Genomic DNA, 23,726 nt, shown 5'->3' with positions numbered 1-23,726 from the left:
TTATTGGAGAAGTGAAAGAATAGCGGGCTAAAAACAGCAAGCCTAGTTTAACCATCCATTTTTAGGTGATACTTTAATTTGGCTATTTTTAGTAAAAAAAATTTGAAACATATCTCATCTTAATATTATATTCTGACAATGATAATTTTTTTGGTTTTTCATAAAAATTGCATGATGGGTTTTTATTGGCTTATTTAATTTATATTTGAATAATATATTTATGTATTATTTTTATAAAAAGCGCTAAATACTCTATCAACTTGATTTTTAAATAGAATTAATAATTGCTCTGCAAAACTAACACTGTTATTACTAATTAAATGTGATTTGACTCTAAAATTTGCTTTTTTGTAGTGCTAGATGATTATTCTGTGCTGGCTTTTTGTGTATGGAATATTATTCTTATGTTATATCAATGTAAATTATTTGGAGTCTAGCCATGAAAGTGATCATCTTAGGTGGCGGCGTTATTGGTGTAACAAGTGCGTGGTACTTAGTACAGCAAGGGCATGAAGTCATTGTTGTCGATAGGCAAAATAGTGCGGCAGAAGAGACGAGTGCAGGTAATGCAGGGCAAATATCTCCGGGTTATGCAACGCCTTGGGGTGCCCCAGGTATTCCATTAAAAGCAGTAAAATGGATGTTTCAAAAACATGCACCTTTAGCGATCCGACCTGATGGCTCACTGTTCCAATTACGCTGGATGTGGCAAATGTTACGTAATTGTGATGCTTCTCATTATGCGATGAATAAGAGTCGTATGGTGCGTATTGCTGAGTATAGTCGTGATTGTATCCGTCAATTACGCCAAGATACCGGTATTGAATACGAAGGACGCCAAGGGGGAACGTTACAGCTATTTCGTGATCAAAAACAATTTGATAATGCCGCTAATGATATCGCTGTATTAAAGCAAGAAGGTGTGGCTTATGAACTGCTAACAGCCGAGCAACTAAAATCAGCAGAACCCGCTTTAGAGCATGTGAGTCATAAACTTACCGGAGGATTACGTCTTCCTAATGATGAAACGGGTGATTGCCAAATCTTTACTAAGAAGCTGGCTAAAATGGCTGAAGAGGCCGGGGTTACCTTCTTATTTAATAAAGAAATAAAACACCTACTTTTTGATGGTGATAAAGTCACCGGTGTGCAATGCCATGATGGTTTATTGACCGCAGATCACTATGTTGTCGCCATGGGATCGTACTCGACTGAATTTTTGAAAAACAAAATCACAATTCCGGTTTATCCTTTAAAAGGCTATTCATTAACCATGCCTATTATTGATGCAAGCAGAGCACCAACATCCACTATTTTAGATGAAACATATAAGATTGCGGTGACTCGCTTTGATAATCGCATTCGTGTGGGCGGTATGGCGGAAGTGGTAGGTTTTAATTTGAATATTTTAAAATCACGTTGTGAAACGCTCAAAATGGTTGTTCAAGATCTCTATGAGGGTGGTGGTGATATCAGTAAAGCGACATTCTGGACAGGCTTAAGGCCAATGACGCCAGATGGTACACCGATAGTTGGGCCAACCGCATATCGTAATTTATCCCTAAATACGGGGCATGGTACATTAGGATGGACGATGGCATGTGGCTCAGGACAACTGTTAGCTGATTTAATATCAGGTAATAAAACGGCAATTGCTGCAGATGATCTCTCCGTGTTCCGTTATATCGATGGATTTAATACTAAATTGCTCCGTCCAGGGCAAAAACTTGACGCTGTTTATTAATTAAGGAGAGACGATGTCCAGACCTGCCAAAATTAGCATAAATTTAGATGCGCTGAGTCATAATCTTTCGGTGATCAAATCGAAAGCGCAGGGAAGTAAAGTATGGTCAGTGGTTAAAGCTGATGCTTATGGACATGGTCTTTCTTGTGTTTGGCCTGCATTAAGTCATACCGATGGTTTTGCCTTAATTGAATTAGATAAAGCAATTATGCTAAGAGAGCAAGGATGGGTAGGCCCCATTCTTTTGCTTGAAGGTTTTTTCAAACCAGATGATGTGTATTTATTAGAGCGTTATTCATTAACGACGGTTGTGCATGCTGATTGGCAATTTGAAGCCATTGAGCAAGCGCAATTAGAGCGGCCTATCAATATTTATCTGAAACTCAATAGTGGCATGAATCGGTTAGGTTACCGACCAGAAGACTATCAGCAAGCTATACAAAGAGCAAAACGCATAACTAACATTGGCTCTATTGTACAAATGTCCCATTTTGCTAATGCTGATTCAGGGCTGAATATGGCGACACAAAAACAGATTATTGATAGCTCAATGGTAAATGATTTACCGCGCTGTTTAGCCAATTCTGCGGCTATTTTATTTGAACCACAAACCCATCATTCATGGGTTCGTCCCGGTATTATTTTATATGGTGTATCCCCCTCTGGGGTGTGGCAAGATATTGCTGATTTTGATTTGCAACCTGTGATGACCTTTAACAGTGAAGTATTAGCTATTCAGTCAGTAAAAAAAGGTGAACAAATTGGTTATGGTAGTCGATATACCGCACAACGTGATATGAGAATTGCTGTTGTCGCTTGTGGTTATGCTGATGGTTATCCAAGGCATGCCCCAGATGGTACACCCGTTATCGTTAAAGGACATAAAACACAATTAGTTGGGCGTATTTCAATGGATATGCTTACTATTGATGTAACCGATTTGCCGGATGTTGAACATGGAAGCCCCGTTGAGTTATGGGGAAATCAATTACCGGTTGATGAAGTTGCACTGGCTTGTGGCACTATTGGTTATGAATTACTGTGCGCTATTGCACCGCGAGTGGCGGTTGAAGTGACGATAAATGTAGCAAACTCTACTTTTTCTGATCTAAATGAAAGTTGTTAATAATCACTAAACTAGAATAAGCTTAAACTTATTTTGATTTGGTGATCCTATGAGTAACGGCATTACATTGCGTGTGAAAGGAAAGGTTCAAGGTGTTGGCTTTCGCCCCTTTGTTTGGCAATTAGCACATCATTTTGGTTTATTAGGCCAGGTGAGTAATGATAGCTTAGGAGTATTGATCCACTTAACGTTATCACCGCAAAATCAACACTTTATTAATGCATTAACAGCTCAATGTCCTCCTCTTGCACGCATTGAACGTATTGAACAAACACCTTATCAATGGGAGCAACTCCCCACGGACTTTACTATTGTAAAAAGTGGTGGTGGAGAAATGGATACACAAGTTGTACCTGATGCAGCGACTTGTCAGGCTTGTATTGATGAGTTGTTTGATCCACAAAATCGTCGTTATCACTATCCTTTTATAAACTGCACCCATTGCGGCCCTCGTTTTACTATTATAAAAAAAATGCCTTACGACAGGCCTTTTACCTCTATGTCTGCATTTCCATTTTGTCCGACTTGCCAACATGAATATCAAGATCCCGCAGATAGGCGTTTTCATGCACAACCTAATGCCTGTCCTGTCTGTGGACCTCATATTTGGTTGGCAGATCATCAAGGGCAACAACTTGCAATAAAAGAGCGGGCATTAACGCAAGCTTGTCAGGCGCTATTAGCGGGGAAAATTGTTGCTGTAAAAGGCATTGGTGGCTTTCATTTAGTTTGTGACGCACGCAATAGTGAAAGTGTTGCGCGTTTAAGAGCGCGTAAACATCGTCCAGCCAAACCACTTGCGGTGATGTTAACCGGGACTGAGCAGATCCAAAAACCGGCCGATAATGCCGAGTTTTACTCAAAAGTGATAGAAACATTAACCAGTACCGCAGCACCTATCGTACTTATTCCTAAAGAAATCGCCCCTATTTCATTAAGTGAACTGATTGCACCTGGATTAACAGAAGTAGGTGTTATGTTACCAGCTAATCCTTTGCAACATCTTCTCGCACATGAAACACAAATTCCATTAGTCATGACCTCTGGTAATGCGACAGGACACACTCCTGCATTAACCAATGAAGAGGCGTTAAATCAGCTTGGTGATATTGCAGAATTATTTCTAATGCATAATAGGGAGATTATACAAAGAGCGGACGATTCATTAGTACGTATTGAAGATGATCAGTGTGTGATGATCCGCCGTTCACGGGGTTATGTACCAGATGCTATCGCATTGCCAACCACTTTTGATGCACAACCTGCAATTTTGGCTTTAGGAGGGGATCTGAAAAATGTGTTTTGTCTCTTAAAAGAGCACCAAGCTATTATGGGGCCGCATTTAGGTGATTTAGATGATTTAAGTGTGAGGCAACAATTACTGAAATCGCTCACGCTGTTTCAACAGATCTATCGTTTTACGCCCAAAGCGATTGCCATTGATGCTCATCCTAATTATATCAGCCATCAAATAGGTAAACAGCTAGCTGAACAGCAACAGATCCCTGTTATAGAAGTTCCCCATCACCATGCACATATTGTCTCTTGTTTAGCAGAGCATGGACATACACAGCAACAAGGCGCAGTAATTGGTATAGCCCTTGATGGTCTAGGGTATGGACAAGATGGCTCTTTATGGGGAGGCGAGTGTTTGCTGGTGGATTATAAAAAATCCCAACGTATTGGCGGGCTACCTGCGGTTGCTATGCCGGGAGGAAATTTAGCTTCAATACAGCCTTGGCGAAATTGGTTCGCACATTTAGCTACTTTTACAAAAGATTGGCAAGGTAGTGTTATCACCCAAGCAATTCCGCTCACAGAGTTACAGATTTTGAGTAAGGTAGTGGCTCGTGGTTTAAATTCACCGCTAGCATCATCTTGTGGACGATTATTTGACGCAGTTGCTTGCTCTTTGGGATTATCACCTAAACAAATAAGCTGGGAAGGCGAAGCGGCATGCTACTTACAAAGCGATGCGTTACAGTGTCACGTAGATCGGTATGCTGATATCATCAAGCAATATGGACATTTAATGCCTGTAAAAGATAAGCATGTTGATTTGTCCACTTTCTGGTCACAATGGGAAAGCATCACATTAAATACCAGTGAGAAGGCTTGGTTATTTCACTATTTATTAGCCGAAAGTTTGGGTGATATTGCTCTGCAAGCTGCGCAAGAACATCAGATTGATACTATTGTTTTAACAGGAGGGGTATTCAATAATATCTTACTTAAGGATCTGTTTAAGCAAAAATTAAACAATAAAAAGGTATTGACCCCTATGATATTGCCATCTGGTGATGGTGGAATTGCATTAGGACAAGCACTTATTGCCAGTCATTTTATGTAAAAAATAAAATGATTGTAATCTATTAGCTAACTTTTAGTGCACCATAACAACAGTCGTTTTTTGGTCACTGTTTTATCAAAGACAATATGGAAAATCATCGTGAGTAAAAAGAAAATTGTTATTTCTTTAGCCATAATCGCTGGATTGAGTACACCGACAGCCTTCGCGGGAGAATGGTCAATAGGGGGTTCTGTATTATCACAAGTAACACCTTATAAGGGTGCTAAATCTAAAGACTATTTATTACCTGTACCTTTGGTTAATTATCAATCTGAAAATTTCTATTTTGCGACATTAGCCGCAGGATATTATTTATGGAATTCACCGAAAGATCAGCTGTCTGTCGATGTTCACTATTACCCACAAGCATTTAAACCAAGTGACTCTGATGATGAGCAGATGAAAAAACTTAATCGTCGCCGTGATACCGTCATGGGTGGATTTACCTATAAACATCATGAGTCATGGGGAAGTTTACGAGGAATTATTTCAGGTGATCTTTTAGGTAAAAGTAATGGCATTATTGCTGATGCTGCTTACCTTTATCCTTTTGAATTAGGCAATTGGTCACTTCAACCGGGAATTGGTGCTGTTTGGGAAAATAAAAAGCAGAATCGTTACGCATATGGGATTAGTCAGGGAGAATCTCAGCGTAGTGGTTTAGCAGAATATCGACCAAATGATAGCTGGAGACCTTATGTGGAAATCTCAGCTAACTATAAGTTTGCTGAAAACTGGGATTTCTTCGCGATGGGACGAGTGGATCGCTTACCCAGCGAAGTTAAAGATAGCCCGATGGTAAATAAATCGGTAACGGCTATTTTATGGACAGGTGTCACTTATACTTTCTAACGGTAAAACGGTAAAACGGTAAAACGGTAAAACGGTAAAACGGTAAGTTAAGTTGCTTTCGATAACTAAAAGCTTCGAATTTGTTCGAAGCTTTTTTGTTCGACAAAGTAGAGTGGCAAACTATTTTTCAGCAATATTTTTGCGTACGCGTATCACAGCAGATAAACGTCCAGGATGAACATTATCCGGCTTAAGTGGACGATGAATACGAGCTGTTTCAACACATGCCATTTTACGGTAACCACCTGAGCTTATATCTTTCATTGAACTGGCGAGTTCTGCACCCGGATTCCAACAAACGACATCACTGTGATGATAATGGTGAACCTCAATAGTACGATCCCAACCATCATCATGAATAAGATTAAAATCTTCAGGCTCAGTATAAAGTCTGTCAGTACGGCCGTTAAAGCGTAGGGCGGTTTCGTCGGTATAAACTTCTTTATCCGCTACGGTGTCAATATAGTGACTACCAAGGCCTGTAATGGAAACTTTATCGATATCACTGACATTAAAATAGGAGTGTAGCGCCGCAGTGGCTTCATAGTCACCGTATGACTCTAATTCAATTTCACAGGTATCACCTAATTTAAATCGAGCAATAACAGTAAATTCATGAGGCCAATACTTTTGAGTTTGTGCACTTTCTTTGAGTGTCATGGTGATAAGCACTCCGTCTTCTTGTTCAGAATGAGCACTAAATTCCCAAGGTAAGATACGTGCAAATCCATGGCTTGGGGTTCCCGCTGAGGCAAACCAAGGCCAACAAATAGGGATACCACCACGAATAGCAACACCGGGAGTAAATAAGGCATCTTCACTGAGCCACAAAACGGGGTGCGTTTGTGCGGGTTGCCATGCGATAAGATGGGCACCTTGAAGACTAATAGCCGCACGTACTTTGGGGTGAGAGATCACCAGAATAGGGAGTTCACCTAATTGGCGTCGACTTAAGTAAGGTGATATTTGTTCAATAACCGGCAAAGAAAAAATTTTCTCATTCATTATTTTATAACCTTATGTCGCGGACTATTTGAATACAATAAACTGCCGAGTAAAAAAATAAAAGAGCCACCGAAAGGGTGGCTCTAAAATCAATCTTGGCTTTCTAAACTCTAATTATTTAGAGATATGAGAAATCAGATCTAGAACTTTGTTTGAATAACCAACTTCGTTATCGTACCAAGAAACTAATTTAACAAAGTTGTCATTCAGCGCGATACCTGCTTTAGCATCGAATACTGAAGTTAATACTTCACCGTTGAAGTCAGTTGAAACAACTGCATCTTCAGTGTAACCCAGAACGCCTTTCAGTTCGCCTTCGGCAGCTTCTTTGATTGCTTCACAGATTTGAGCATAAGTTGCTGGTTTTTCCAGACGTGCAGTTAAGTCAACAACAGAAACGTTAGGAGTAGGAACACGGAAAGACATACCAGTCAGTTTGCCGTTCAGTTCAGGAATAACTTTACCTACTGCTTTAGCAGCACCAGTTGATGAAGGGATGATGTTTTGAGAAGCACCACGACCACCACGCCAGTCTTTCATTGAAGGACCATCAACAGTACGTTGAGTTGCAGTTGTTGCGTGAACAGTTGTCATCAGACCTTCAACGATACCGAATTTGTCGTTGATAACTTTTGCTAAAGGCGCTAAGCAGTTAGTTGTACAAGATGCGTTAGAAACGATATCTTGACCTGCATATGATTTGTGGTTTACACCCATAACGAACATAGGTGTGCTGTCTTTTGAAGGACCAGTCAGAACAACTTTTTTCGCACCAGCTTGGATGTGTTTACGTGCAGTTTCGTCAGTTAAGAACAGACCAGTTGCTTCAGCAACAACATCAACACCAATTTCGTTCCATTTCAGGTTTGCTGGATCTCTTTCTGATGTTACGCGGATGGTTTTACCATTAACAACGAGGTGGCCATCTTTTACTTCAACAGTACCGTTGAAACGACCATGAGTTGAATCGTATTTCAGCATGTATGCCATGTATTCTGCGTCTAACAGATCGTTAATACCTACGATTTCGATATCTGAACGTTCTTGTGCAGCACGGAAAACGATGCGGCCGATACGACCAAAACCATTAATACCTACTTTGATAGTCATATGTATTCCACCAGCTTTATTAGTGAATTAAAAAGTTGCTTCTAAAGTTACCAAAACCGCGCCAGTCGTCAAGCGGAATCGTGTCAATAATTGCAAAAAATCAATTAAAAAAACACTTTTTGCTTAAGGATTGGTCGTTTTAGATAAATATTACGCTGTGTATTATCGGGATCATTGCCGATAAATGAAGTTACCTTTGCTCCGTTATGTGAAATGTATCACATTTCAAAAACTAAAGATTACTCTCATTGATTTTAGACTATATTTTCCAGATTTGTTGTTAAATCTTTGTTATTATTTGCTGTTGTTTTAAAAAACATTTTTGTCAGTGTGAGGTGTTTATGAGCAATAATGAAAAAAAAGTGCATATTTCAAGTGATAACAATCACATTGATTTATCAAACCTCAATGAAATGCAGCATTATGTGACGCAACAGCGGGGTACTGAACCGCCGTTTAGTGGTAAATTATTACATAATAGAGAAACAGGTATTTATCATTGCTTATGTTGTTCTGCGCCTTTGTTTTATTCGGAAACTAAATTTGATGCAGGATGTGGTTGGCCAAGTTTTTATCAACCTGTAAGTGATGATGCAATTCTTTATCTTGATGATTTTTCGCATAATATGAAAAGAACAGAGATCCGCTGTCGTCAATGTGGTGCTCATTTAGGGCATGTATTTAATGATGGCCCAGCACCGACAGGACAACGTTATTGCGTTAATTCTGCCTCTTTGGCATTTAGCAATACAGAAACAGGTGAAGTGCAAAAGGGCTAAACAGTTACTATTAACAATAAATTAACAAATAAAAAAACGATTCAGCTTTTGCGTGGTAATTTGATATATGGAGCAATCAATGGAAGTTAATGATTTAATTTCAATGGTCACACCTGAGATTTATCAACGTCTTTCTACCGCAGTTGAGCTAGGTAAATGGCCAGACGGCGTTGCACTCACTGCAGAGCAAAAAGAGCATTGCATGCAAATTGTTCTCTTATGGCAAGCGCAGAATAACCATAATCCGGAACATATGACGGTTGGCACAAACGGACAAATTACGATGAAAAGCAAACAAGAGCTAAAAGCGCAATTTCAAGCTGAACGTTTAGCCACATTAACACCAATGGATGATGATTAAGACGTTTTTAAATTTAAATAATGAAAGTTAGCGTAACGGTGGTGATTTATTAGTTTATTATTTTGATAAATCACCACTTTTTAGTTCTACTATTCATACAAGTAGAGAATGATAATTGCTAATCATGTTGTTTATATTATTTGTCACTTTTAAGCACTGTTACTGAATCAACTAAAACTGCCCCATGTTGTTGCATTTGATTAAATGCGAGCTGGCTATCATCTGGTTGAATATTGACACCTCGACAACCATCCATAACCACTGATACTTGATAACCCAATTGTAATGCATCTAACACGGTAAATTTAACGCAATAATCAGTTGCTATCCCTAGAATGGTGAGATGCTCGATCTGCATGCTTTGTAAAAGAGTATGCAATCCTGTTTGATATTCATGGTCATTATCAAAAAAAACACTATAACTATCGATAAGTCGATTTTGGCCTTTATAAATAATATGACTAATTAAATTATCTGTTAATAAGGGATGAAAATCAGCGCCATGGCTATTTTGTACACAATGCACTGGCCACCAAACTTGTGGACGGCCATTTAATTGGCCAATTTCGCCAACGACAGTACCTGAATTTTTTGCAAAGCTGAGATGATCTGCGGGATGCCAATCTTTACTCGCAATAATAGGACGCTGATGGCGTTGAAAATAATCAATAAGTCGATTTGCCGTATCTATGACGGTATCACTTTCCTTAACAGCCAATGCGCCACCGGTACAGAAATCATTTTGTAGATCAACTAATAATAACGCTGAATTTTTCACAGGAGTTACCTTTGATTAGACCTAGTCGTCATCGTTTAATGTCATTTCACCACGGAGATTTTGTTGCATTAAACGGCAGATCTCAGTATAGCTATATTGTTGACTAAGTAGATAGTGGAGTTTAGTTAACGCTGCTTCAAAAGTCATATCATAACCACTGATCACCCCAACATCGGCGAGTGCTTGTCCTGTTGCATAGCCCCCCATATTGACACGACCAGAAATACATTGCGTTAGGTTAACCACGACAATACCGCGCTCAGTTGCTTCGCGTAGCGTTGATAACAAGGCGGGATGAGAAGGGGCATTACCCACACCATAAGAGCGCAAAATAAGTGCCTTAACGGGTTGCATTAAGATATTTTTCACCACCTCATCAGAAAGTCCCGGATATATTGTTACCACACCAATTGGTTGAGGGGTAATATGATGAGCAATAAACTCACCTTTTGGCTTAGGTAATGGGTTTATTTTAAACGTTTTAATATTAATGCCTGCTTCTAATAAAGGCGCACTATTAGGAGAAGCAAAAGCATTGAAGCCATCTGCATGTGCTTTTATCGCACGATTTCCACGATACAGAGTATTGTTGAAAAACAGTGCAACTTCATTAATTGGATGATGTGCAGCAATATAGAGAGCATTTAATAGGTTAGTTTGTCCATCGGAGCGTAAAGCTTCTAATGGAATTTGAGAGCCGGTGACGATAACCGGTTTTGCCAGCCCCTCAAACATAAAGGAAAGTGCAGAAGCGGTAAATGCCATGGTATCGGTACCATGCAAGATGACAAAACCATCATAGTGGCAATAATTCTCGCTAATATCATCAGCGATAGATTGCCAATCTTCAGGGGTAATATTTGATGAATCAATTAAAGGAAGGTGCTCTTTGATTGTGAAATTGGGCATCTCTTCACGATGGAATTCGGGCATCTTAGCTAATTGGCGTTGTAAATGTCCTGATACAGGTATATAGCCGTGATCAGAATGTTGCATACCGATAGTTCCACCAGTATACACAACGTAAATGGATTTTTTTTGCATCAGACCTAACACTCTTATGAATTAAGCGATAAGAAAGAGTTGATTATAGGGGGTTTGCAGAATAAAAAAAGAAAGGGGAGACAAAAAGCACAATTGAAATACAGCAATTGATGTTTTAAATCATTATTTACACCATTTAGCAAAATAACTAAAAAAATAATCAAAGGCTAAGATAATCCCGCTCATATTGAGCGGGAGCACACTTATTTATTGAATATCACCACAAGATAAACAATACGCATAGCGGTTTTGCGGATCGTTCATATTACGATAAAACTCAGTTTGTGTTTTAACTTCTTTAAATACCGGTGCAGGTAAATAGGCTTGTAATGGATCAGGAATAATGGCTTTTGCATTGGCCGATAAGCTCATTAATATTTGCTCTGATAAGCTTAATTCCGGTTTCATCCAATCAATGACTGGTTGTTTGATTTTTGCCATGGTTGCTGCTGTATTAATAGCATCATCGAAATCACCAAATTCATCAACTAATCCTACTTGTTTAGCATCAACGCCAACCCAAACACGACCTTGAGCAATACGATCAACTTGTGCCGGTGTTTTATTACGTGATTCAGCCACTAATTTCAGGAATGTTTTATAGCCACTTTCAATATTAAGTTGGAATAGCTCTGAAAAATCTTCTGGTAATTTATTGGTTACCGAAAGCCCTGCAAGAGGCGATGTACTCACGCCATCACTATGCACACCTATTGATTCTAAGCTATTTTCAAAGGTATTGATGACACCAAATATACCAATAGAGCCTGTTAATGTTGAAGGGCTAGCGATAATTTTACTCGCAGGTGTAGAGATCCAATATCCCCCTGATGCAGCCATTCCGCCCATCGAAACCACGACATGTTTTTTCTCTTGTTTAAAGGCGGCTATTTCACTGCGGATCTGCTCAGATGCAGATACACTACCACCGGGGCTATTAACTCGTAATACTAATGCTCTAATATTAGGATTTAAACGCGCTTGACGGATTTGATTAGCAATGGTTGAACCACCTGCGGAGCCAGGAATGCTTTCACCATCAATAATTGCGCCTTGAACGACCACAACCGCAATATTGCCGTCTTCGTTTTCTGGGGCGAATGCGGTGAGGTTATCAGCATAATCATAAATACTAATATTGTTAAACTGCTTAGCTTCATGATCCCATTGAAAGGTCTCTTTCATATCCGCTTCAAATTGGGCATAAGAGCTAACAGTATCGACCAATTTGCGATTAAGTGCATAAGTAGCATTATCGCCATCGGCTTTACGTAACTCGACAATCATCTCTTTTGCACCAGGGAAAACATCTTCCTTGGTAATACTACGATTTTCTGCAACTTGCGTTAAATAATTAGACCAGAGTACGGAAACTAATCGATTCGATGCGGCTCGGGCTTCATCAGACATATTATCGCGCATCAGCGGTTCAACAGCTGATTTATAGGTTCCTACACGGAATATATGGGTATTAACTTTAAGTTTTTCTAATAGCGATTTGTAATAGAGATTACTAAAACCTAAACCATAAATACCCACAGCACCTTGTGATGCTAAATAAATTTTATCTGCATAAGAGGCTAAGTAATATTGCGGTTGGCTATAATAACCACTAATCGCATAGATAGGTTTGCCGGTTTTTTTAAATTCAGTTAGCGCTTTACCAACATAATTGAGTGAAGGTTGGTCTGCCCCAGCAAATTCGTCAAGTTTTAGTACCATCCCTTTAATTTTGGGATCAGTCGCTGCTTTGCGTAAGGTATCAACGACTTCGAATAACGAATTTTCTTGTAACTGGCTACCCGAAACACCCAAAAGCTCTCGGCTCATTTGCCCTAAAGGATTTTGGTTAGCTGTTTGGTCAACAATAACGCCTTTTAAATCAACCAGTAATGCACCTTGGTAATCGGTAGGTTTTTGCGTTTCTTGGACGATGAAATAGAGTCCCACACCCATAAAAAGTAGAAAGAAGAAAATAACGTTTAAGATTAGTTTCCTGATAAAGTTAATCGCCTGCCAACTAAATCGAAAAATAGTGCCGATTAACTCCATAATTTTACTCATATTATCTCCACATCATGTAAAGCTAAAAATTAATCCTAAACAGTTATGCTAGAATTGATGGTAAAGGTTTAAGTTTCTATTATTAAAGTATTTATTTCAATATTGAGCGACTCAAGAAATTAGCTGTATAGCCACAACATACCTTATTTACATGAGAGTATACCTTGCAGGTGAGCAATAGACAGCAAAGGTCACTGCTATTTTTAGAATAAAAAACGCTAATATTCCCTACATCTCACTTCGATCCTTTAATAACAAAACTCGATTGACTACTTAGACTGCAAATATTTAGACACCATTCTAATATAGCGACTAGCGAAAGTCTGTCACGTATTTTATTGCGCTTGGGCAGTGTATTACACCTAAAAGCTAACACATTCATATTTTGAACAAACGCTCAATATTGGCTTAAGTACAATCCTATTTTAGCTAAAAATATCCGCTTAAATTTCTCGGTGGTGGTAATATAACATTTTGTTATACTGCGAATTGATAACAACTGTCTATCCCTGCTCTTAAGGGATTTTGCTACAATAATACTGACAGGAGAATACAAAAATGGATGCATTAACACTGCTTTTAAATCGACGTTCAGCGTCTCGACTGACTACTCCAGCCCCAAATAACCAACAGCTTGAAGCTATTTTACAAGCTGGTATGAGAGCCCCCGATCATGGCGCCCTTAAACCTTGGCACTTTGTCGTGATGAAAGAGGATGGTATTGAGCGTTTTAGTCAATTATTACATAAAGCGGCGGTGGTGAGTCAACTAGGTGCTGAGGTAGAAGAAAAAGCAAAAAACGCACCTTTTCGTGCACCTTTAATTATTACCGTGATTGCCAAAGTTAAAGCGCATCCTAAAGTTCCTGAATGGGAGCAAATTGTTGCGGCAGGCTGTTGTGTTCAGGCGATGCAAATGGCTGCAGTGGCACAAGGTTATAGTGGTATTTGGCGTTCAGGCTCTTGGACTCATGATCCAGTGGTAAGAGCGGGATTAGGTTGTGGAGAGCACGACCATATTGTTGGTTTCTTATATCTTGGTACTCCCGCATTGAAAGCACCTACAACGGTTTCTCCTGCTGATTTAACTGATTTTGTGACTTATTTTTAAAAGGATGACATGTTATGTCTGAAGCAATTCGTTTAACACAATACAGTCATGGTGCCGGATGTGGCTGCAAAATTTCACCAAAAGTTTTGGAAACGATTTTACATAGTGAACAGGCTAAGTTTCACGATCCCCATTTATTGGTTGGTAATGAAACGAAAGATGATGCCGCTGTTTATGATTTAGGTAATGGCACGGGAATTATTAGTACCACTGATTTTTTTATGCCAATTGTTGATAACCCCTATGACTTTGGGCGTATTGCGGCGACTAATGCGATTAGTGATATTTTCGCTATGGGGGGTAAACCTATTATGGCGATAGCAATTTTAGGTTGGCCAATTGATAAACTTGCGCCTGAAATTGCTCGTGAAGTTATCGAAGGTGGGCGAGCCGCCTGTCAAGAAGCGGGGATTTCCCTTGCTGGTGGGCATTCGATTGATGCTCCTGAGCCTATTTTTGGTTTAGCGGTAACGGGCGTTGTACCGGTGAGTAAAATTAAGAAAAACAGTGCTGCTAAAGCAGGATGCCAGCTTTTTTTAACTAAACCTTTAGGTATTGGGGTATTAACTACCGCAGAGAAAAAAGGCTTATTAAAACCTGAGCATCAGGGCCTAGCTACTGAAATTATGTGCCGTATGAATAAAGCGGGTACTGATTTTTCTGATATTGAAGGGGTCACGGCAATGACCGATGTGACAGGTTTTGGTCTATTAGGTCACCTTAGCGAGATTTGTGAAGGCTCTGGATTACAAGCCACTATTCACTTTTCACAAGTACCACGATTACCTGAAGTAGAAGCGTATATAGAGCAAGGATGTGTACCGGGCGGTACTGGACGTAATTTTGAAAGTTATGGCCATTTGATTGGTAATATCAGCGAAATGCAACGTAAATTATTATGTGATCCACAAACTTCAGGTGGCTTATTATTGGCAGTACAGCCAGAAGCCGTTGAGCAAGTAAAAGAAGTTGCTAAACGCTTTAATATTGATTTGACCTCGATCGGTGAATTAACAGAGCCGAAAGCAGGAAGAGCGTTAATCGAAGTGACAAACTAACGTAATGAGATTATTTATTGCAGAAAAACCCAGCCTTGCTCGAGCTATTGCTGATGTATTACCAAAACCGCATAAACGTGGTGATGGTTTTATTGTTTGTGGTGATAACCAGTATGTGACGTGGTGTGTTGGTCATTTACTTGAGCAGGCTGAGCCGGATGCATATGATCCGCGCTATGCGCGTTGGTCGTTAGATGATTTGCCCATTATTCCGAATAAATGGCAACTCAAACCGCGCGCTGATGTGAAAAAACAGCTAGATACGATCAACACATTACTAAAACAAGCCGATGAAGTGATCCACGCAGGAGACCCCGATCGCGAAGGGCAACTGTTAGTAGATGAAGTACTTAATTACCTTAATATTAGTGATGCTCAAAGAAAACAGGCACGTCGCTGCCTGATTAACGATTTAAACCCCGCCGCGGTATCTCGAGCAATTGATAAGCTCCGCTACAATCATGAATTTATTCCATTATGTGTTTCTGCCTTAGCAAGAGCGAGGGCGGATTGGCTATATGGCATTAACATGACACGCGCTTACACGTTATTAGGACAGCGCAATGGTTACCAAGGCGTACTTTCTGTTGGGCGAGTACAAACCCCGGTGCTAGGTTTAGTCGTACGCCGTGATGAAGAAATTGAAAACTTTGTACCGAAAGATTTTTTTGAAGTCAAAGCGCATATCGTTACTCCTGCAGATGAGCGATTTACCGCTATTTGGCAGCCGAGTGAACACTGCGAGCCTTGGCAAGATGAAGAAGGGCGTTTATTACATCGCAAATTAGCAGAGCATGTTGTTGATAGAATAGCTGGCAAGCCTGCTAATGTTACCGATTATCAAGATAAACAAGAGTCTGAAATAGCACCTTTGCCTTTTTCATTATCTGCTTTACAAATTGAAGCGGCGAAACGCTTTGGTTTAAGTGCTCAACAAGTGTTAGACACATGTCAACGCTTATATGAAACGCATAAACTTATTACTTATCCACGCTCCGATAGTCGCTATCTGCCTGATGAACACTTTGCTGGGCGTCATGCGGTGATGAATGCCATTAGTGTGCATGATAATAGTCTTTTACCACAAGAAACATTAGATATTGATAAAAAGAACCGTTGCTGGGATGACAAGAAAGTAGATGCGCACCATGCCATTATTCCTACTGCGAAAACAGGTAATATTTCATTAAGTGAAAATGAAAAGAATATTTATTATTTGATTGCCCGACAATATCTAATGCAATTTATGCCAGATGCGGTGTACCGCAAATGTGTGATTGAACTCGATATTGAGAATGGAAAGTTTATTGCTAAGGCACGATTTTTAGCACAAGCCGGCTGGCGTACCTTATTAGGTAGTAAAGAGCAAGATGCGGAAAATGATGGTAGCGCCTTACCTATTGTGGCTAAAGGTGATGAGTTACTTTGTGAAAAAGGCGAAATTGTTGCCAAGCAGACCCAACCACCGAGACCTTTTACAGATGCTACGCTACTTTCGGCTATGACCGGTATTGCACGTTTTGTGCAAGACAAAGAGCTAAAGAAAATCCTAAGAGCGACGGATGGACTAGGTACTGAAGCGACTAGGGCTGGTATTATTGAATTACTGTTTAAACGTGGCTTTCTGCAAAAGAAAGGGCGAGCTATCAACTCGACACCAGCAGGAAGAGCATTAATTCATGTTTTGCCAGATATGGCGACATTACCCGATATGACCGCTCATTGGGAATCAATATTAACGCAAATTAGTGAGAAGCAATTTAAGTATCAAGATTTTATGATGCCATTAAGTAACACACTATTTGAATTAATTACTCAAGCTAAACGTCGTCCTAATATTCAAGCGTTTAGAAACCTGCCTGCGCCTGTGCAGAATAAAAAACGTAAAGGTGCGACGAAAAAAAGTGCACAAGGGAAAAGTCGTTCAGCGCAGTCTCAATCTACGAATCGCGATATAAAGAGTGATGCTTAGTTGATTGTGTAAGACGCTAACTAATATATAAATAAACCCCACTTTTAATCTATTTGAAGTGGGGTTTATCAATAAGGGGGGAGAGGGGGGAATTAAAGCTTAAACTCGGCCCAAACAGGTGCGTGATCGGAAGGTTTTTCCATCGCACGAATATCGTAGTCAATGCCGGTTGAAATACAATTATCTGCTAAGCAACGACTTGCTAGCAGTAAATCGATACGTAAGCCTCGGTTATCATCAAAGCCTTTTGAGCGATAATCAAACCAAGAAAATTGGTCTTCGACTTCAGGATGTTGGGCGCGGTAAGTATCGGTTAATCCCCAACCCATAAGCGTTGCTAACCACTCTCGCTCTTCCGGTAAAAATGAACATTTACCCATTTTTAGCCAACGTTTCATATTATTTTCGCCGATACCGATATCTTTATCGGTTGGACTAATATTTAAATCCCCCATAATCAGTACGGGAGAGGAAGGCGTTAAGCTGGTGGTCAGATACTGCTGTAGATCAGCATAGAATTTTGCTTTAGCAGGGAATTTTGTCTCATGATCACGACTTTCACCTTGAGGGAAATAACCATTCATTACCGTTAATAATCCAGCGGGGGTTTCAATGTCCGCCATGATCATACGACGCTGAGCTTCTTCACCATCACCAGGGAATCCTTTACGTACCGCGACAGGTTTCGCCTTAGTTAACAAAGCCACACCATAATGGCCTTTCTGTCCATGATAAAAAACGTGGTAGCCCAAGGCACTGACAGTTTCTAATGGAAACATATCATCATGAACTTTTGTTTCTTGCAGTCCAATAACATCGGGTTGGTGTTTTTCTACAATGGCTTCGAGCTGATGAGGGCGAGCACGTAATCCATTAATATTGAATGAGACAAATTTCATGTGACTATAACCATTTATAGATTGAATAATAGGATAACTTATACTAACAGGATAATGAAATAAATGTAAGTCGGTTACATACCAATGTTAATACTTGCCATCGAGATATAATCGCGTGATATAGATAAATCGTAGCCAAATAGCAAAATGTATGGCAACTAATAATATTAATAAGTTTATGCCTAACAAAAAATATTAATTAAATAAAGTAGAAACATAAACTATTCTTTGATAGAAGAATATAAGTATTATCATTTTTTATATGTAAAGCAAAATGACAGAATAAAAATATCAATTGAATTATAAATTATATTTATAGGAGGTGAAGATAATTAAAAATAATATTTATTTCGCATGGATTTCTTTCAGTTAATATGTGTTTTATTTATATTAATAAAATTAATTTAATTGTTTTGTTTAACACAGCAAAGGAATGGTGGATTATGTTTTTTTCTCGTAAATTAGAGGCCTTTATGGCCGTCGTTGAAAATGGATCCTTAAGTAAAGCTGCTCGTGTGATGAACCGAACGACACCACCTGTAGCGAAATCAATCAAAGATTTTGAAGCCGTGCTAGGGAAGCGCTTGTTTAAGCGGGAAAAGTTTGGTATGAGTTTAACGCAAGAAGGGTTAGAACTCTATAATGATTTAAAATCACTTTATCTGCAAGAAAAAGAGATAACAAAAAAACACACATCGGGCGTTATTAATAATAGCATTCATGTTTATTATGATTGGGGTAAAAGTCAATATTTAACAGCACTCTATCAAGCAGCCAATAAGAATTGTTCACATATAAATATGATGAGATTTTCGAAAGATAATTTTGAAGAGATACCAGATTATGATGGAAACACGTTAATCTTAAGCTCAGATAAAATTATTAGTGAAAAGTTTAGCTTAATACATCAAGTTAAAAATAAATATCTAGGAATATGTTGCCAACAAATCTTAGCACAAAAAGCACAAGAGAATATCAATACATTGCTAAAAGAAAATATTTGGTTATGTGATCCCGCTTTATATAAAACAGCAAAAATAAAGAAATTAGAAAATGAAATAGCGGATCAGGGTAAACCTGTCAGTATTAGATTGATGGATGATTTAAATTGTTGTTTAAACTTTATTCAAACTCACCATTCGCTATTATTTACTGATGAAAACCCGATTAAGAGTGAGGATGAAAAGCAACTGTGCTTTATACCTTTAACACAAACGGAACTGATTTATAATTGTTATATCTATAAATCTAAATATCACTCGAGCATATTGAACAGGTTTGTTGATTTAATAAAAGAATTGGAATGAAAAAATAGTGAAGAGTATTGAAGATGGTGGTGGGAGAAGGATTCGAACCTTCGAAGTCTGTGACGGCAGATTTACAGTCTGCTCCCTTTGGCCGCTTGGGTATCCCACCAACATTAAATTGTCTTGCTGTCCGTGACAGCGGGCGCAATAATACCAAATACCTGAGATGTGTAAAGTGCTATTTTAAGAAAAAGCGATCAACTGCTGTAAAAATATCCGCTTTGCTTAACTGTTGTGCTATATCGTATTGATTTTAGATAGAAAGCTATAGTGATTGACTTGGATGTGTAACAAAAAATAAAAAGAGCCTGTGATAAAATAACTATCTCAGGCTCTTGTTACTTTAGGCTAGTGCCATAGTTACACTAATTTAAAACGGGTAAGCCTACAAAATAATTGTTCTGTTGCCATAGACAAAAACACGTTGCGAGAGCACCCAATAGAGGGCGTGGCTTAGTACGTTTTTCTCTACATCCCGTCCTGCGCGCATCATATCTTCTGCTGAAAAAGTGTGGTCTACGTTTATTACATTTTGAGTAATAATAGGGCCTTCATCTAAATTATCATTTACATAGTGAGCTGTGGCGCCAATAATTTTTACACCACGTTCATAGGCTTGATGATATGGGCGGGCGCCAATAAATGCCGGTAAGAAAGAGTGATGAATATTAATAATTTGATTTGGGTAATGTTGTACAAATGCGGGGGTTAATACACGCATATATTTAGCTAATACCACATAATCAGGTTTGTATTGGTCAATTTGTGCTATCAGTTTTTCATCATGCTGATCACGGGTTAACCCTTCATGACTAATGAGATGGAAAGGGATCCCAAATTGCTCAACAAGGTGTTTTAGCGTGTCGTGATTACCAATAACTGCTGCAATTTCAACATCCAGATCACCAAAAGCACTTTTCATTAAGAGGTCACCAATACAATGGGCTTCTTTAGTGACCATAATGACGATACGGCGGCGACCGGCAGTATTAAGCTCTCGCTGTGAGCCTTGTGGAAGTGCATCATCTAAATCGGCTAAAAAGGTTTCATCATTAAAAATACCTTCTAGCTCAGTGCGCATAAAAAAGCGGCCAGTGCGATGATCAACAAACTCATTATTTTGAACAATATTGAGCTGATGTTTATAACAAATATTAGTAATTTTTGCGATAAGTCCTTTCGCATCTGGACAAATAGTACGTAGTATTTTCTTTTGAGTATTTTGGTGTTGCATGTATGGATAAATCCTTTAATTTACTTCTGTGTTTGCAATTATTTTCTGTTGTGTTCACAACATTTTTTGTATTTACGGCCTGAGCCACAAGGACAGGTATCGTTTCGTCCTACTTTAGGCTGTACACCATCAATATAAAACCAGCAGTCGTCTATTTTTAGAAAACGAGAGCGTTCATGTAGATACTGCTTATCATCGGCATTTATTTCAATAAAGCAAGCTGAGAATTCAACAAAGGCTTCGTTATCACGAGGGTTTTCTTGTGCCGATATAATATGTAACCCTAGCCATTGTGTATTGGGAAACGTGGCGATTAACTCATCCCGTAAAGAAGGTGTACGACACGAAGGGTGCCATGTTTTGATTAGGTGATCTGCATTATGAGTCACAAAAGCACTATAGCGAGAGCGCATTAACGCTTGAGCTGTAGGGGCATTTTTTGTCCCTAATAAGTAAGGCTCACAGCACTCACTATAAGGCAATTGGCTATTGCAGGGGCATAAATTTGACAAGGTAATGTCCTGATCCATTTTTATACGACGATCCCCATCAGAAAAATAGCGATTAGGAATAATAAACGTCAATGTTGAACTAAACTAATAATGTAACGCTAAATAAACTGCAAGTGAAATGATAGTTATGGGTATTACTAATGAATAAAGCCTTAGTCGGTAAAAAAATTCTCATTATTGATGATGAGGTTGTATTTCGCACCATGCTCACTGAGTATTTTTCACACGAAAAGGCTTGCGTTTATGCGACTGACAATGGTAGCCAAGCATTGTTGTTACTTGAAGAGGGACTAAGACCTGATCTTATTTTATGTGATATCAGAATGCCTGTTATGAATGGGCCGACTTTTTTATGTCATCTAGAGCAGCGTCACTGGTCTTTTCCTGTTATTGCTATTTCATGTACTGACAACATGGCTGAAATTGATGATATGTTGCGCTTTGGCGCTCAGGACGTTTTTCTTAAGCCCGTAACTAATTTAGCTAAGTTAAAACAGAAGGTCATTGAAGTATTATGTCCAGGTTTTTTTGAGTCTGAATTAATTGCAAGGGGACAACTTGGACCTCTTTGGAATAACTTACGAGAACAGCCTCATTATATTCAATCCTTTGTTAAACAGATGCAACCGCAAGTTAAACAAATTGTCGCAGGATATAATGTTAATTATCGTCAATTAAATGATGCATCCCAAATGGGGTTGTTATTTGATATAGCGACTTTATCAAAAGATCAAATCATTTTTTACTGTGTTGACGTCTCTAATGATGAAGAAAATGGGTTACTCGTTGCGCTGCTTTTAAGGGTGGTTTTTAATCGTTTCCTAAAAGCTACTGAGAAAAGACGCTTCTTACCTAGTATGTATAACATATTGAATAAAATCAATAAAATGCTTGAGGATATGGGGGTGAGAGGATCATTCCCGCTGATTTTAGGTTATTATCACACCAAGGAAAAAAATATATTATTAGCGTCAGCAGGACTACGAGCTGAAATAAAAACAGAGAATAAAAAATATGTTTTAAATAGTGGTGTACCTTTAGGAACACTACACTCTTTATATATTAACCAAATAAAGTGTGTGGGAATAGATTGGCAATGTAAAATTTGGAATCAGTACCATAAAATTAATTTAATGTTCTCACCTATACATAAACGTTAAATTTAGATTAAATAAAATCTGTTATTGCACATATATTAAACATAAATGAAGAACAATCTCAATTAAGCGATGATGCTCTGTTTATCCGTAGATATTAGCTGGTATACTCTGGCGATTATTTTTTTATATGTACCATAACATCATAGGAATATCATGGTACTTAATTTGTAGGAGAAGAGTAATGTCATCAGTGGTGCGTAAAGTAAGAAAAGCGGTGATCCCTGTTGCAGGGCTAGGAACAAGAATGTTGCCTGCCACCAAGGCTATCCCAAAAGAGATGCTACCTGTTGTTGATAAACCTTTAATTCAATATGTTGTTAATGAATGTATTGCAGCTGGCATCAATGAAATTGTGCTAGTTACACACTCTTCAAAAAATTCTATTGAAAACCATTTTGATACCAGTTTTGAATTAGAAGCTATTTTAGAAAAACGAGTTAAGCGTCAGTTGTTGGAAGAAGTACAAGGTATTTGCCCAAGTCACGTTACTATTATGCAAACTCGCCAAGGAATAGCAAAAGGGTTAGGCCATGCCATTTTATGTGCAAAACCTTTGGTGGGTGATGAGCCTTTCGCTGTTATCTTGCCGGATGTTATTTTAGACCGATATAGTGCTGATCTGACTAAGGTTAATTTAAAAGAGATGCTTTCTCATTTTGAACAATCTGGCGCAAGTCAAATTTTAGTAGAGCCTGTTCCTGAAGAGGAAGTATCTAACTACGGGATTGTTGACTGCATGGGAGAACATTTACAGCCTGGCGACAGTAAACCCATTACTCGTGTGGTAGAAAAACCGAAGAAAGAAGAAGCACCTTCAAATTTATCTATTGTTGGTCGTTATGTGTTGTCTGAAAACATTTGGCCTTTATTAGCCAAAACGGCACCAGGAGCAGGGGATGAAATTCAATTAACTGACGCGATTGCAATGTTAATTGAAAAAGAGCCTGTAGAAGCTTATCACCTACAAGGAAAAAGCCACGATTGTGGTAATAAATTAGGTTATATGAAAGCTTTTGTTGAATATGGTTTACAGCACGAAGAGTTTGGCGAAGAGTTTACGAAATGGATAAAATCACTGCAAGCTTAATGTGTTGAGTAACAAAACTTAACGATTTATCTTGTTAATAGTGTCGCACTGTCATTTTAATTTTATAATGTGGTGCGGCATTTATTTATGGCTTAAAGCTTAAAAGTACCGCTATAAAAGATGATAAATTACAGTGCTAATATTGATATATATATCGGCATTGACTAGGTTAAG

The 23,726-nt window shown here is 38.7% G+C and carries 20 protein-coding genes and 1 tRNA gene; 12 read left to right on the top strand and 9 right to left on the bottom strand.

The window, feature by feature from the left end; genetic code table 11:
- The first annotated feature begins 439 nt into the window (after positions 1–439).
- The 4 genes from GWI58_RS01405 (at position 440) to GWI58_RS01390 (ending at position 6,072) form a co-directional block, all read left to right on the top strand.
- Positions 440–1,744: a D-amino acid dehydrogenase gene (locus tag GWI58_RS01405; RefSeq protein WP_161768845.1), complete on the top strand. Its 1,305-nt coding sequence runs from the start codon at positions 440–442 to the stop codon at positions 1,742–1,744.
- A gap of 13 nt (positions 1,745–1,757) precedes the next feature.
- A complete protein-coding gene (alr, locus tag GWI58_RS01400) occupies positions 1,758–2,870 on the top strand; it encodes an alanine racemase (RefSeq protein WP_004243272.1) in 1,113 nt (370 codons plus the stop codon).
- A 49-nt stretch (positions 2,871–2,919) separates the two neighbouring features.
- Positions 2,920–5,220 (top strand): carbamoyltransferase HypF, encoded by a 2,301-nt coding sequence (hypF, locus tag GWI58_RS01395; protein WP_161768844.1) that lies wholly within the window; start codon positions 2,920–2,922, stop codon positions 5,218–5,220.
- A 99-nt stretch (positions 5,221–5,319) separates the two neighbouring features.
- Positions 5,320–6,072, top strand: a complete 753-nt coding sequence (locus tag GWI58_RS01390) for a MipA/OmpV family protein (RefSeq protein ID WP_004243270.1) — start codon at positions 5,320–5,322, stop codon at positions 6,070–6,072.
- A gap of 120 nt (positions 6,073–6,192) precedes the next feature.
- Here GWI58_RS01390 and GWI58_RS01385 read toward each other — a convergent pair whose 3' ends face one another.
- Together GWI58_RS01385 and gapA are read right to left on the bottom strand one after the other, a co-directional pair.
- Positions 6,193–7,077 carry a D-hexose-6-phosphate mutarotase gene (locus GWI58_RS01385; RefSeq protein WP_161768843.1) on the bottom strand — a complete coding sequence of 295 codons (885 nt, stop codon included), beginning with the start codon at positions 7,075–7,077 and terminating at the stop codon, positions 6,193–6,195.
- Positions 7,078–7,191: 114 nt separating this feature from the next.
- Entirely contained in the window at positions 7,192–8,187 is a 996-nt protein-coding gene (gapA, locus tag GWI58_RS01380; protein WP_004243268.1) for a glyceraldehyde-3-phosphate dehydrogenase, read from the bottom strand.
- Between the two features lie 341 nt (positions 8,188–8,528).
- Here gapA and msrB point away from each other — a divergent pair, with 341 nt between their 5' ends.
- Both msrB and GWI58_RS01370 read left to right on the top strand, forming a co-directional pair.
- Positions 8,529–8,966 carry a peptide-methionine (R)-S-oxide reductase MsrB gene (gene msrB / locus GWI58_RS01375; protein ID WP_049217324.1) on the top strand — a complete coding sequence of 146 codons (438 nt, stop codon included), beginning with the start codon at positions 8,529–8,531 and terminating at the stop codon, positions 8,964–8,966.
- Between the two features lie 79 nt (positions 8,967–9,045).
- Positions 9,046–9,327 (top strand): YeaC family protein, encoded by a 282-nt coding sequence (locus tag GWI58_RS01370; RefSeq protein WP_004248238.1) that lies wholly within the window; start codon positions 9,046–9,048, stop codon positions 9,325–9,327.
- Between the two features lie 136 nt (positions 9,328–9,463).
- Here GWI58_RS01370 and pncA read toward each other — a convergent pair whose 3' ends face one another.
- The 3 genes from pncA to sppA all read right to left on the bottom strand — a co-directional run bounded on the left by pncA (position 9,464) and on the right by sppA (position 13,213).
- The gene (gene pncA, locus GWI58_RS01365; protein WP_161768842.1) at positions 9,464–10,105 is read right to left on the bottom strand and encodes a bifunctional nicotinamidase/pyrazinamidase; all 642 of its coding nucleotides are present in this window, start codon (positions 10,103–10,105) and stop codon (positions 9,464–9,466) included.
- Between the two features lie 21 nt (positions 10,106–10,126).
- Positions 10,127–11,149 (bottom strand): asparaginase, encoded by a 1,023-nt coding sequence (gene ansA, locus GWI58_RS01360; protein WP_004243262.1) that lies wholly within the window; start codon positions 11,147–11,149, stop codon positions 10,127–10,129.
- A gap of 207 nt (positions 11,150–11,356) precedes the next feature.
- Positions 11,357–13,213, bottom strand: coding sequence for a signal peptide peptidase SppA (gene sppA, locus GWI58_RS01355; protein ID WP_161768841.1), 1,857 nt, complete (start codon positions 13,211–13,213; stop codon positions 11,357–11,359).
- Between the two features lie 558 nt (positions 13,214–13,771).
- Between sppA and GWI58_RS01350 the strand changes: the two genes are divergently transcribed.
- Genes GWI58_RS01350 through GWI58_RS01340 form a run of 3 tightly spaced genes read left to right on the top strand, consistent with a single transcriptional unit; the run spans position 13,772 to position 17,353 of the window.
- Positions 13,772–14,323, top strand: coding sequence for an NAD(P)H nitroreductase (locus tag GWI58_RS01350; RefSeq protein WP_004243260.1), 552 nt, complete (start codon positions 13,772–13,774; stop codon positions 14,321–14,323).
- A gap of 14 nt (positions 14,324–14,337) precedes the next feature.
- Positions 14,338–15,381, top strand: a complete 1,044-nt coding sequence (selD, locus tag GWI58_RS01345; protein ID WP_004243259.1) for a selenide, water dikinase SelD — start codon at positions 14,338–14,340, stop codon at positions 15,379–15,381.
- Positions 15,382–15,385: 4 nt separating this feature from the next.
- Positions 15,386–17,353, top strand: coding sequence for a DNA topoisomerase III (locus GWI58_RS01340; protein WP_161768840.1), 1,968 nt, complete (start codon positions 15,386–15,388; stop codon positions 17,351–17,353).
- 92 nt (positions 17,354–17,445) lie between these two features.
- Here GWI58_RS01340 and xthA read toward each other — a convergent pair whose 3' ends face one another.
- The gene (gene xthA / locus GWI58_RS01335; RefSeq protein WP_004248228.1) at positions 17,446–18,252 is read right to left on the bottom strand and encodes an exodeoxyribonuclease III; all 807 of its coding nucleotides are present in this window, start codon (positions 18,250–18,252) and stop codon (positions 17,446–17,448) included.
- A 443-nt stretch (positions 18,253–18,695) separates the two neighbouring features.
- On the opposite strand from xthA, the gene GWI58_RS01330 reads away from it, so the two are divergent.
- Positions 18,696–19,559, top strand: coding sequence for a helix-turn-helix domain-containing protein (locus tag GWI58_RS01330; RefSeq protein WP_017628061.1), 864 nt, complete (start codon positions 18,696–18,698; stop codon positions 19,557–19,559).
- A gap of 24 nt (positions 19,560–19,583) precedes the next feature.
- Here GWI58_RS01330 and GWI58_RS01325 read toward each other — a convergent pair.
- The 3 genes from GWI58_RS01325 to GWI58_RS01315 all read right to left on the bottom strand — a co-directional run bounded on the left by GWI58_RS01325 (position 19,584) and on the right by GWI58_RS01315 (position 21,323).
- Positions 19,584–19,668: transfer RNA gene (locus GWI58_RS01325), tRNA-Tyr, on the bottom strand.
- Between the two features lie 276 nt (positions 19,669–19,944).
- Entirely contained in the window at positions 19,945–20,793 is an 849-nt protein-coding gene (gene purU, locus GWI58_RS01320; protein WP_004243254.1) for a formyltetrahydrofolate deformylase, read from the bottom strand.
- A gap of 38 nt (positions 20,794–20,831) precedes the next feature.
- On the bottom strand, positions 20,832–21,323 hold the full coding sequence (locus GWI58_RS01315) for a YchJ family protein (RefSeq protein WP_161768839.1): 492 nt from the start codon (positions 21,321–21,323) through the stop codon (positions 20,832–20,834).
- 122 nt (positions 21,324–21,445) lie between these two features.
- Between GWI58_RS01315 and rssB the strand changes: the two genes are divergently transcribed.
- The gene (rssB, locus tag GWI58_RS01310; protein ID WP_046334970.1) at positions 21,446–22,465 is read left to right on the top strand and encodes a two-component system response regulator RssB; all 1,020 of its coding nucleotides are present in this window, start codon (positions 21,446–21,448) and stop codon (positions 22,463–22,465) included.
- A 181-nt stretch (positions 22,466–22,646) separates the two neighbouring features.
- A complete protein-coding gene (gene galU, locus GWI58_RS01305; protein WP_004243251.1) occupies positions 22,647–23,552 on the top strand; it encodes a UTP--glucose-1-phosphate uridylyltransferase GalU in 906 nt (301 codons plus the stop codon).
- The last annotated feature ends 174 nt before the right edge of the window (positions 23,553–23,726 follow it).

The organism is Proteus sp. G2674 (assembly GCF_009915195.1).
Taxonomy (GTDB): Bacteria; Pseudomonadota; Gammaproteobacteria; order Enterobacterales; family Enterobacteriaceae; genus Proteus; species Proteus mirabilis.
This window is presented reverse-complemented; position numbering and strand designations above follow the sequence as displayed.